Raw genomic sequence first — 10,944 nt, 5'->3', positions numbered from 1 at the left:
GCCTCTTGCGGGTCGGCGCTCGCGCCGAACACGGACGAGAACACGTCCGGCAGCCCGCCTTCGCCCGCCGCATACGGATTGACGGCCGGGCGCGGTGCGATGCCGGGGCGCGACACGATGCCCGGCACGGCGGCGGCCGGCACGGATTCCGGCACGCGCGACGGGGCGACGCGCGGACGCGCGGCCGGCGGCGCCACCGCGGCGAGATCCGAATCGGCGAGTGCAACGATTTCGACACTGCCGTCATCGAGCGTGCGGTTCGACAGCACGACCGCGTCGGCGCCGAGCGCCTCGCGCACGAGACGAAGTGCGTCGCGGCTCGTTGCGCCGGTGAATTTGCGAATGTTCAAGCGGAACCCCCGATGACGTTAACGACTTTGATCGTGCGTGTGTCCGGCACTTCGGCATACGACAGCACTTTCAATTGCGGCAGGCTGCGGCGCAGGAAGCGCGCGAGCATCGCGCGCAGCGCGTGCTGCACCAGCAGCACCGGCGGCAGCCCGAGATTCTGTTGACGCAGCATCGCTTGCTGCGTGCCGGTCAGAAGGTTGTGCGCGAGGCCGGGCTCGAGGCCCGGGTTCGCGCCGGTGGCGAGCGCCTGCGACAGCACGCGCTCCAGGTTCGCGTCGAGGCCCATCACCTGCATTTCGCCGTTGCCCGGATACCACTGCTGCGTGATCGCGCGGCCGAGCGAGAGCCGCACCGCGGCCGTGATCTCGAACGCGTCGCCGCGGCCCGCATGCTCGGACACGGCCTCGAGAATCGTGCGCATGTCGCGGATCGGCACGCCTTCCTCGAGCAGGTTCTGCAACACCTTCTGCAGCGTGGTGAGCGAGATCGTCTTCGGCACGAGGTCCTCGACGAGCGACGGCGCGTCCTTGCCGGTACGCTCGACGAGTGCCTGCACTTCCTGGCGGCCGAGCAGCTCGGCCGCGTGCTGGACGACGAGATGGTTCAGGTGCGTCGCGACCACCGTGCTCGCGTCGACCACCGTGTAGCCGTACACCTGCGCCTGCTCGCGCAGCGCGACGTCGATCCACACGGCCGGCAGCCCGAACGCGGGGTCCTGCGTGACGGCGCCCGGCAGCGCGGCCGTCACCTGGCCCGGGTTGATCGCGAGCCACTGGCCCGGGAACACTTCGCCCGCGCCGATCTCGACGCCCTTCAGCGCGATCCGGTACGCGTTCGGCCGCAGTTCGAGGTTGTCGCGGATATGGATCACCGGCGGCAGGAAGCCGATTTCCTGCGCGAATTTCTTGCGGATGCTCTTGATGCGCTTGAGCAGCTCGCCGTCGCTGTTCTTGTCGACCAGCGGGATCAGCCGGTAGCCGACTTCGAGGCCGAGCGGGTCGATCAGCTGCACGTCGTCCCAGGTCGCTTCGTGGCTGTCGGCCGGCAGCACCGCGGGCGGCGCGATGTCGGTCACGTCGCCGGCCGCCTTGCGCGCCGCCGCGCGCTTGGTCTGGGTGCGCGCCAGCCAGATCGCACCGCCGCCGAGCGCGAGGAACGCGAAGTGCGGCATCCCCGGGATCAGCCCCATCAGCACGATGATCGCGCCGGTGATGTTCAGCACGCGCGGGTTCGTGAACAGCTGGCCGGTGATTTGCGTGCCGATGTCCTCGTCGGTCGCGACGCGCGACACGATCACGCCGGCCGCGGTCGAGATCACGAGCGACGGGATCTGCGCGACGAGGCCGTCGCCGATCGTCAGCAGCGTGTAGTTGGTGCCGGCCGCGGCGAAGCTCATGTCGTGCTGCACCATCCCGACGATCAGCCCGCCGATCACGTTGATCGCCATGATGATCAGGCCGGCGATCGCGTCGCCGCGCACGAACTTCGATGCGCCGTCCATCGACCCGTAGAACTCGGCTTCCTGCGACACGGCGAGGCGGCGCTTGCGGGCCTGCTCCTCGTTGATGAGGCCGGCGTTGAGATCCGCGTCGATCGCCATCTGCTTGCCGGGCATCGCGTCGAGCGTGAAGCGCGCGGACACTTCGGCGATCCGCCCCGCGCCCTTCGTGATCACCATGAAGTTGATGATCATCAGGATCACGAACACGACGATGCCGACCGCGAAGTTGCCGCCCACGAGGAAGTGGCCGAACGCCTCGATCACCTGGCCGGCCGCGTCGGGGCCGGTGTGGCCTTCGAGCAGCACGACGCGCGTCGACGCGACGTTCAGCGACAGGCGCAGGAGCGTCGAGAACAGCAGCACGCTCGGGAACGCCGCGAAGTCGAGCGGCTTCATCGTGTACATGCTGACGAGCAGCACCATCACCGACAGCGCGATGTTGAAGGTGAACAGCAGATCCAGCAGCATCGGCGGCAGCGGCAGGATCATCATCCCCAGGATCATGCAGATGAGGATCGGGCCCGCGAGCGCGCGCAGGTTCGTGCCTGCCAGCACGTTCGGGCGCTTCGCGAACAGGCCGGTGGTCGGGGTGCTCATGCTGCGTTCCCTTGCTTGCCGAGGGTGTCCTCGGCTTCTTCACGCTCGTCGTCGGCGGCGACCGACGTGCCCTTGTCGAGTTCGGCCGGCACGTCGAGATCGACCGGCATCGCCGGGAACGCGCCGCCTTCCGAACGGAAGCGCTTGAGCTGGTAGACCCACGCGAGCACTTCGGCGACCGCCGAGTACAGCGAACCGGGGATCTCGCGCTCGAGTTCGACGTTGTGATACAGCGCACGCGCGAGCGGCGGCGCTTCGAGCAGCGGCACGTTGTGCTCGGCCGCGAGTTCGCGGATGCGCGCGGCGACGAGGTTCACGCCCTTCGCGACGACCTTCGGCGCGCGCATCTCGCCATCCGTGTATTGCAGCGCGACCGCGAAGTGCGTCGGGTTCGTGACGACCACGTCGGCCTTCGGCACGGCCGCCATCATCCGGCGGCGGGCGATCGCGCGCTGCTGCTGGCGAATCCGCCCCTTCACGTGCGGATCGCCTTCGTTCTCGCGATGCTCGCGCTTCACTTCTTCCTTCGTCATGCGCAACTTCTTGTTGTACTGCCAGAGTTGGTAAGGCACGTCGAGCCCGGCGACGACCAGCATCCCGGCGACCGTCGTGCCGCAGCACACGGCGACCAGATGCAGCGCATCGGGCAGCGCGGCGCCGAGCGGCTGCGTCGCGAGGCCGAGCAGTTCGTCCTTGCTGCGCCAGATCGCGATGCCGCCGATCCCGCCGACGACCAGCGTCTTCGCGATCGACATCCCGAGCTGGATCGGCCCCTGGATCGAGAAGATCCGGCCGAGGCCCGAGATCGGGTTCAGGCGGTCGAACTTCAGCTCGAACGTCTTTTGCGAAATCAGCCAGCCGCCGAGCGCCATCGGCGCGAGCAGCGCGGCGACGCCGGTGAGCGCGAGGAGCGGCAGCAACGCGGCGAAGCCTTCGAGGCTCGCGCTGCCGGCCGCCGACAGCATCCGGTGGGTGTCGAACGCGGTCGCGCGATCGAACGTGAACGCGCCGCGCAGCATCGCCTGCAGATGCGCGCCCGACGGGCCCGCGAGCAACCATGCGCCGTAGAACCCCGCCGCGAGCAGCGCGAACGAAGCCAGTTCGCGCGAACGCGCGACCTGCCCCTCCTCGCGCGCCTTCTCGCGGCGCCTGGGAGTGGCGGCTTCGGTCTTGTCGAGATCGCTCTCGTCTGCCACGGGGCCTCCAGTCGGGTACGGCGGAATGCCGCTTTCCAGTGACACCGATTATTCATGGAGGCGTCAAACGCCGATCGGTCGAGCAAAGCCGGGAAAGGGGGGTATTTCGGAGAATCGGGCGAACCGCCGCGAACGCGGCTGGAGCGGGGGCGGAACGCCGCGCGGCGCGGCGGGAAAACAGGGCGGCCGGCGCGTCGGCGAAGCGGCGACGGCCAGCGGGACCGCGGCGGCGCGATGCGGGGGAACGGTGCACCGGCGGCCGGGAAAGGCGGGAAATCGGCCTCGACGCAACGATGTCGCGCATCGGAACGAAACGGCCGGCCGCCGGCCTTGAGCGGCCCGACCGACCGAAGCGGCCTCGGGCCTGTTCACGCCGACAACGGGCTTGCGCTGACCCTAGCCGGCCGCCGCCCGCTGCAGCGCGCCGAGATCGAGCTTCTTCATCGTCATCACCTGCGCCATCACGCGCTCGGCGCGGGCCGGGTCGCCGGTCATCAGCTCGGCCATCTGCACGGGCACGACCTGCCACGACACGCCGAAGCGGTCGCGCAGCCAGCCGCATTGCTGCGCGCGCTCGTCGCCGCCTTCGGACAGGCGCGCCCAGTAATGGTCGATCTCGGCCTGGTCGCGGCAGTTGACGACGAACGACACGGCCGGCGTCATCTGGAACACGGGGCCGCCGTTCAGCGCGACGAACGCCTGCCCGTCGAGCTCGAACGCCACGGTCATCACCGCGCCCTCGGCGTTGCCGGACGCGTGCGCGCCGGCCTTGCCGTAGCGCGCGACGTGCACGATGCGCGCGTTGTCGAACACCGATACGTAGAAACCGGCCGCCGCCTCGGCGTCGCGGTCGAACCACAGGAACGGCGTGATGCGCTGGATACGCGGGTTCATGGCGCTGTCTCCTCGATGTCGTGCCGGCACCGGTGCCGGTCTTACATCGTAGACGCTACGCCGGCGCCCGGCAGCGCGCCGGTCCGTAGCCTCAAGGCCGCCGGGCCGAAAAAAAGGGGGCGATCGCTCGCCCCCCTCGTTCCTGCGTCCGGCCGTGCCGCGTCAGAACGCGACGAACGGCTGCGGGCCGCCGCTCGCGGTCTTGTCCATCCCGAAGTAGATCGTCTTGCCGTAGAAGTGCGGCATGCCGATGTCGAGCCAGCTGGACGAGCCGAACGGGCCCGCGATGTCGTTGAACGCGAACGTGGACGAGTTCGAGAACAGCGCATCGGCGTTGGCGACCGGCATCGACACGGTGCCCGACGCGCCGTTCTGCCCGCTCAACGTGGCCGAATAGGTGGTCGTCGCCGACGGGCAGTAGAACTCCGTATTCCGCGTGCACGGTTGCGACGTCGACGTCGAATCGTTGAAGAAATACGCGTTCGAGCCGGTATCGAAGAACGCGGTCACGCTGCGCCCCTGGAACGTCGCACTGACGTCGCCGGTCGTGGTCGACCTCATCACCGTCTTGCCGTCCAGGTTCGGCAGGCCGAACGTCAGCGTGCCGGTCGCGCTTGCCTGCCCGTTGTCGGAGATGGCCGGCATCTGCACGCTCACCCCGTCGTTGTTCGCGAACCGATGCACCGGATTCGCCACCTGCTGCGCCAGCGGCACGAGCGCGACCGTGCAGCGCGCGTTGTCGCCGTTCGGGCACGCGTAGTAGTTGTTGCTCGTCGACGTCGACGTGGCGCAGGTCGTGCCGCAGTCGTACGGCGCCGGCCCGATGCCGAGGATGCCGTTCGCGCCGAGCGCGCCGGTCGAGTTGGCCGACGCGCCGCCGTTCGTGCATGAACTCGGTACGTTGGTCGTGCCGAGGTCGCCGATGATCTGCACGGGCAGCGAGCTCGCCTGCTCGGTGCCGATCGACAGGTCGACGGTGCGCACCGAGCCCCACGTGTAGCTCGACACGAACTTGCCGCATTCGGCGACCGGCGCGCCACCGCTCGTCACCTGCGGCAGGCTGTCGTGCACGCCCGCCACCGCGCTGCCGACGAGCCGCAGCCCGTAGGACGCGGTATCGACGAGCACGTTGTTGACGATCTGGCAGTTCGACGTGCCCGGCACGCAGATCTTCAGGCTGATGGTCGGGATGTTGATCACGTTCGCGGCGCCGGCGCCGACCGTGACGACGGCCGTGTTGCCGCTGTTGCCGTCGGACCCGCCCGAGCCGTTGCCGCCCGTATTGCCGGCATTGCCGCCGTTGCCCGAACCGCCGCCGCCATCGCCGCCGCCGCATGCCGTCACGAGCACGGCCGTCGCGGCCAGGAGGCCCAGCACGCCGAGCCAGCGCTTGAATGTACGAGGAATGCTCAAGATCGCTCTCCCGCTGTCACTGGATATCGGTGCCGGCCACGCCGGCGGGCAGCGCCGACGGCAGCCACGCCTGGCCGGAGAAGGCGCCCATGTGGCCGCCCGTCCGGATCACGAGGCCGCTCGTCTCGACCGCCACCGGCGCGCGCCAGCCGCGCGCACGGTGCGCCGCCTGGACACCGGCGGTGTACTGCGGGAAATAGCTGCCGAGCAGCGACGCGAGATCCGGCATCGTCGGCCCGCGCCATGCGAGGCCGAACACGCTGCCGGCGGCCGACGTGTATTCGTGGATGACGGTGCCCGATCCGAGCGTGATCTCGCGGACGGTATAGGCGGCCGTGCTGGCCTGCGCGCCGTCCGCCGAGCGCATGGCGCGCTGCAGCGCGCGCACGGTGGCGGCCTGATCGTCCGCCGGCGGCGACATCGGCGCGCCGCCCAGTTCCGCATGTGCGTGGACGGCCCACAGCACACCCATTGCAGCCGTCGCGTGCGCGACGGTCCAGCCCAAGCGTTTCAGCTTCACGTTCCCCCCCAAGGGACTGGCTTCGTTGCCGACGGCGCCGCCGTCGGCACGCGCCGCCTGCCAACTTATGAATCTTACGAATGAGACGCTACGTTGCTGCTGACGCGTAGTATGCCTGCGGAGTGTGGCGAAGTGTCAATTCGACGCGGGATGACACCGCGCCGCGCAAGCGCGGCGGGCGGGAGAACGAGGCGGGAAAGGGGAATGCGCGCATCGGCGGCCCCGCGGGGCGGGGCGCCCGGCAACCGGGCGCGCGGATGCGCCGCGGCAGGATCAGAAGCCGAGGCTCGCGAGCAGATCGTCGACCTGCCCCTGGTCCTGAACGACGTCGGATTTGCCTTCCGGCGCGATCTGCGGGCCGTTCAGCAGCGATTCGGGGCTGCCGGTCGCGCTCATCTGCTCGGCCGCCAGCGCGGCCGCGGTGGCCGCGAACTGCTCGCGCCGCTCCGGCGCGATGTTCTCGACGAGCACGGTGAGGAGCTGCTGCTCGATCAGGTAGACCATGTCCATGATCTTCTTGATCACCTGCCCGGTCAGATCCTGGAAATCCTGCGCGAGCATGATCTCGAGCAGTTGCGCGCGGGTCGCCGACGTCGACTCGGGCAGCGTGCGCAGGAACGTGCGCGTATCGTCCATCAGCTCGCGCACTTCCGCGTGCTCGATCGGCGCGGCATACCACTGCGCCCAGCGCGCGTCGAGCGCCTCGGCTTCGTTCTGGATACGCTCCTGCACCGGCTTCGCGATCTCGATCGCATTCAGCACGCGCTCGGCGGCCTGTTCGGTCATCGTCGCGACGTAGCGCAGCCGGTCGCGCGCATCGGGCACGGCTTCCGCCGCGCGCTCGACATGCTTGTCGAGCCCGAGCTCGCGCATCGAATCGCGCAGCGTGCGCGTGACGTGGCCGATGCGCGCGAGGATCCGGTCGCTCGCGTAATCGGCGCCTTCGGCATGGCCGTCGGCGTTGATCGCCGCGCCGGCGAGCGCCGCATGGATCGGCTCGTTCACGTTCAGCTCCCGGCCTTGGCCATCTTGTCGATGATCTTGTTCAGCTTCTCGTCGAGCGTCGCGGCCGTGAACGGTTTCACGACGTAGCCGCTCGCGCCGGCCTGGGCGGCCGCGATGATGTTCTCCTTCTTCGACTCGGCCGTGACCATCAGCACCGGCAGGTGCGTGAGCGTCGCGTCCGCGCGGATTTCCTTCAGCATCGCGAGGCCGTCGAGGTTCGGCATGTTCCAGTCCGAGATCACGAAGTCGAAGCCGCCGCCGCGCAGCCGCGCGAGGCCGGCCGCGCCGTCCTCCGCCTCATCGACGTTCGTGTAGCCCAGTTCCTTGAGCAGGTTGCGGACGATCCGGCGCATCGTCGGGAAATCGTCCACCACCAGGATTTTCATGCTCTTGTCCATCGTCGTTCCTTTCCAGATTCGTTTCCGTCGAGGCGCGTATCGTGGCACGCGCCCCGTGACATTCCATTCACACGCGCTGCACGCGGTCGCCCATCGTCGCCAGGCGCGCCATCACGCGGCGGCTCATGTCGGCGAGCGGTGCGACCTCGTCCGCGCCGCCGAGCGCGATCGCCTCGCGCGGCATCCCGAACACGATACAGCTCGCTTCGTCCTGCGCGAACGTGTGAGCGCCCGCGCGTTTCATTTCCAGCAGGCCGGCCGCGCCGTCGCGGCCCATCCCGGTGAGGATCACGCCGATCGCGTTCTTGCCCGCGTGCGTCGCCGCCGAGCGGAACAGCACGTCGACCGACGGGCGGTGCCGGTTCACCGGCGGCTCGTCCGACAGTTGCGCAATATAGTTCGCGCCGCTTCTCGCGAGCAACAGGTGCGCATGGCCCGGCGCGATGTACGCATGGCCCGGCAGCACGCGTTCGCCGTGCTCGGCTTCCTTCACCGCGATCCGGCACAGGCCGTTCAGCCGCTGCGCGAACGATTTCGTGAAGCCGGGCGGCATGTGCTGCGCGATCAGCACGGCCGGCGCATCCGGCGGCAGCGGCGTCAGCACTTCGCGGATCGCCTCGGTGCCGCCCGTCGACGCGCCGATGATGATCAGCTTCTCGGTACTGACGAGCGGGTTGTTGATCATCGGCGCGGCCGCGGCGCTGTCCGCCGAGCGCGCGGCGGCCTGCGGCTGCGGCGCCTGGCGCACACGCGCGCGCGACGCCGCGCGGATCTTGTCGGCGAGCTTTTCCGCGTAGTCGAGCATCCCGTCGCGAATCCCGACGCGCGGCTTCGTGACGAAATCCACCGCGCCGAGTTCGAGCGCGCGCAGCGTGATTTCCGAGCCGCGCTCGGTCAGCGACGACACCATCACGACCGGCATCGGCCGCAGGCGCATCAGCTTCTCGAGGAAGTCGAGCCCGTCCATGCGCGGCATTTCGACGTCGAGCGTGAGCACGTCGGGGTTGTGCTGCTTGATGAGCTCGCGCGCGACGAGCGGATCGGGCGCGGTCGCGACCACCGTCATGTCGGGCTGGCTGTTGATGATCTCGGTCATCAGGCTGCGGATCAGCGCCGAATCGTCGACGCACAACACTTTGATCTTCTGCACTGCGGTCAGGCCTCCTGCTTTCTTGATAGGTTCGCGGCGTACGGGCTCCCCGCGGCCGGGCTCCCGGCGCCCGGCGCCGTGCCGCGCCCGCCGAACAGCTCGATGCGCGGGCGCGCCGGTTGCGGCGCGGCAGGCCGCTTCGCGGCGAACAGCTCGACCTGCGCGCGGGTCCGTGCGGCGCGGAGGCGATCGGCCTCGCGCGCGAGCGCGGCTTCGCGCTCGGTCACCCCCGGCACCTGCAGCCGCAGCTTCTTCACCATCGCGCGCCCGCTGTGCGGCATGAACGCGACCTTGCGCGGATGCACGCCCTGCAGGTCTTCCGCGGTGATGCGGATGCGCTCGAGCGCGAGATAGCGGCGCACGAAATCCGCGTTGCGATCGCCGATGTTGATCGTCGTCATCCCGGCCAGCACGGCCGCGCCGCCGAACACCTTCGCCTCGAAGCGCTCGCGGCGCCCGCCGGCCTTGATCAGCTCGTTGATCAGCACTTCCATCGCATACGCGCCGTAGCGCATCGATTCCGACGCGGCCGCGCCCGGATCGGCGCCGTCGTCCGGCAGCATGAAGTGATTCATCCCGCCGATGCCCGCGTACGGGTCGTGCAGGCACGCGGCGACGCACGAGCCGAGCACGGTCATCAGCACCATGTCCTCGGCGGTCGTGTAGAACTCGTTCGGCAACAGCTTCACGCCGGGGCGCTCGAAGTGGTTGTCGAAGTAGCGATTGGTCGCGATCGGCAGGGCGCTCATCCGCGCTCTCCATAGGCCGGCGCGCCGCCCGCGGCCCGCGCGCGCCCGACCGCCGGCATCGCGGCCGCCGCGCTCGTCGGTGCGCCGCGCGGCCGCGCGCCCTGCGCGGCGTCGCGCGTCAGTTCGTACACCGTCTGCCCGCGCAGCCGGAACGCCTGCGTCACGTACGTGAAGTTCTCCGAATGGCCGGCGAACAGCAGCCCGCCCGGCTTCACGAGCGGCTCGAAGCGCGACAGCACCTGCCCCTGCGTCGGCTTGTCGAAATAGATCATCACGTTGCGGCAGAAGATCGCGTCGAACGGTTTCGCGATCCCGTAGTCCGCATCGGTCAGGTTCAACTGCTCGAAACGGATCATCGCGCGCAGCTCGGGGCGCACCTTCACGCGGCCGGCCTGCGCGCCCGTGCCCTTCAGGAAGAAGCGCTTGAGCCGCTCCGGCGACAGGTGCTTGACCTGGTCGTACGTATAGATGCCGGCTTCGGCCTTCGCGAGCACCTGCGTGTCGAGATCGGTCGCGAGGATCGACGCGTTGCGCGCGGCCGTGTCGCCGAGCGCCTCGATCAGCGTGATCGCGATCGAGTACGGCTCCTCGCCGGTCGACGCCGCCGAGCACCAGACCGACACCGGCGCCGGCCGCGATTTCACGAATTCCGACAGGATCGGGAAATGGTGCGACTCGCGGAAAAACGCGGTCAGGTTGGTCGTCAGCGCGTTGGTGAACGCTTCCCACTCGAGCGGATCGTCTTCCTGCTCGAGCAGGTCGAGGTAGTCGCGGAACGTGTCGAGGCCGCGCGCCCGCAGCCGCCGCGCGAGACGGCTGTAGGCCATGTCGCGCTTGTGCTCGGACAGCGAGATGCCCGCGCGTTGATGGATCAGCGCGCGGATGCGTGCGAAATCCGCGCCGGTGAACGCGAAGTCGCGCCCCGGCTCGCCCGCGCGAGGCGAGGCATCCGGTGCATCGGGTCGAAACGGCGCGCGCGCGTGCGACATGGCTTAGAAGGTCTCCCAGTCGTCGTCCGACGCGCCGGCGGCGGCCAGCGCCGGCTTCTCGCCGTTCAGCGCCGGGCGCACGAGCGCGGGCTTCGCGGCCGGCTTGTCCGCCGCGGCGGCCGTCTTCGCGAGACGCGGGCCGTAGCCGCCCGCGGCGGTACCGCCACGGGCGGCTACGGCC

General features: G+C 69.5%; 10 protein-coding genes and 1 pseudogene. All 11 read right to left on the bottom strand.

Annotated features, from left to right (window positions below; all coding sequences use genetic code 11):
• Positions 1 to 350, bottom strand: a pseudogene (flhF, locus tag H3O04_RS29770) (flagellar biosynthesis protein FlhF); the annotation flags it as partial.
• Complete coding sequence (gene flhA / locus H3O04_RS29765; RefSeq protein WP_006477362.1) at positions 347 to 2,449, bottom strand: flagellar biosynthesis protein FlhA; 2,103 nt, start codon at positions 2,447 to 2,449, stop codon at positions 347 to 349. The pseudogene flhF and the gene flhA, both read right to left, overlap by 4 nt.
• Positions 2,446 to 3,645, bottom strand: a complete 1,200-nt coding sequence (flhB, locus tag H3O04_RS29760) for a flagellar biosynthesis protein FlhB (RefSeq protein WP_011546705.1) — start codon at positions 3,643 to 3,645, stop codon at positions 2,446 to 2,448. The genes flhA and flhB overlap by 4 nt, the downstream gene beginning before the upstream one ends.
• A 396-nt stretch (positions 3,646 to 4,041) precedes the next feature.
• Entirely contained in the window at positions 4,042 to 4,539 is a 498-nt protein-coding gene (locus H3O04_RS29755) for a VOC family protein (protein WP_011546706.1), read from the bottom strand.
• Between the two features lie 162 nt (positions 4,540 to 4,701).
• On the bottom strand, positions 4,702 to 5,952 hold the full coding sequence (locus H3O04_RS29750) for a DUF3443 family protein (protein ID WP_011546707.1): 1,251 nt from the start codon (positions 5,950 to 5,952) through the stop codon (positions 4,702 to 4,704).
• Positions 5,953 to 5,968: 16 nt separating this feature from the next.
• Positions 5,969 to 6,472 carry a DUF2844 domain-containing protein gene (locus tag H3O04_RS29745; protein WP_011546708.1) on the bottom strand — a complete coding sequence of 168 codons (504 nt, stop codon included), beginning with the start codon at positions 6,470 to 6,472 and terminating at the stop codon, positions 5,969 to 5,971.
• A 273-nt stretch (positions 6,473 to 6,745) separates the two neighbouring features.
• Positions 6,746 to 7,477 carry a protein phosphatase CheZ gene (gene cheZ / locus H3O04_RS29740; RefSeq protein ID WP_006477357.1) on the bottom strand — a complete coding sequence of 244 codons (732 nt, stop codon included), beginning with the start codon at positions 7,475 to 7,477 and terminating at the stop codon, positions 6,746 to 6,748.
• A 2-nt stretch (positions 7,478 to 7,479) separates the two neighbouring features.
• Positions 7,480 to 7,875 (bottom strand): chemotaxis response regulator CheY, encoded by a 396-nt coding sequence (gene cheY, locus H3O04_RS29735; RefSeq protein ID WP_006754880.1) that lies wholly within the window; start codon positions 7,873 to 7,875, stop codon positions 7,480 to 7,482.
• Positions 7,876 to 7,942: 67 nt separating this feature from the next.
• Positions 7,943 to 9,034, bottom strand: a complete 1,092-nt coding sequence (locus H3O04_RS29730; protein ID WP_027810841.1) for a protein-glutamate methylesterase/protein-glutamine glutaminase — start codon at positions 9,032 to 9,034, stop codon at positions 7,943 to 7,945.
• Positions 9,031 to 9,774 carry a chemoreceptor glutamine deamidase CheD gene (gene cheD, locus H3O04_RS29725; RefSeq protein WP_053524856.1) on the bottom strand — a complete coding sequence of 248 codons (744 nt, stop codon included), beginning with the start codon at positions 9,772 to 9,774 and terminating at the stop codon, positions 9,031 to 9,033. The genes H3O04_RS29730 and cheD overlap by 4 nt, the downstream gene beginning before the upstream one ends.
• A complete protein-coding gene (locus H3O04_RS29720) occupies positions 9,771 to 10,763 on the bottom strand; it encodes a CheR family methyltransferase (RefSeq protein WP_202589032.1) in 993 nt (330 codons plus the stop codon). The genes cheD and H3O04_RS29720 overlap by 4 nt, the downstream gene beginning before the upstream one ends.
• Positions 10,764 to 10,944 lie beyond the last annotated feature (181 nt).

Source organism: Burkholderia sp. KCJ3K979, from assembly GCF_016759955.1.
GTDB lineage: Bacteria > Pseudomonadota > Gammaproteobacteria > Burkholderiales > Burkholderiaceae > Burkholderia > Burkholderia orbicola.
Note: the sequence above shows the minus strand (reverse complement) of the source record. Positions and strands in the feature narration are given on the sequence as shown.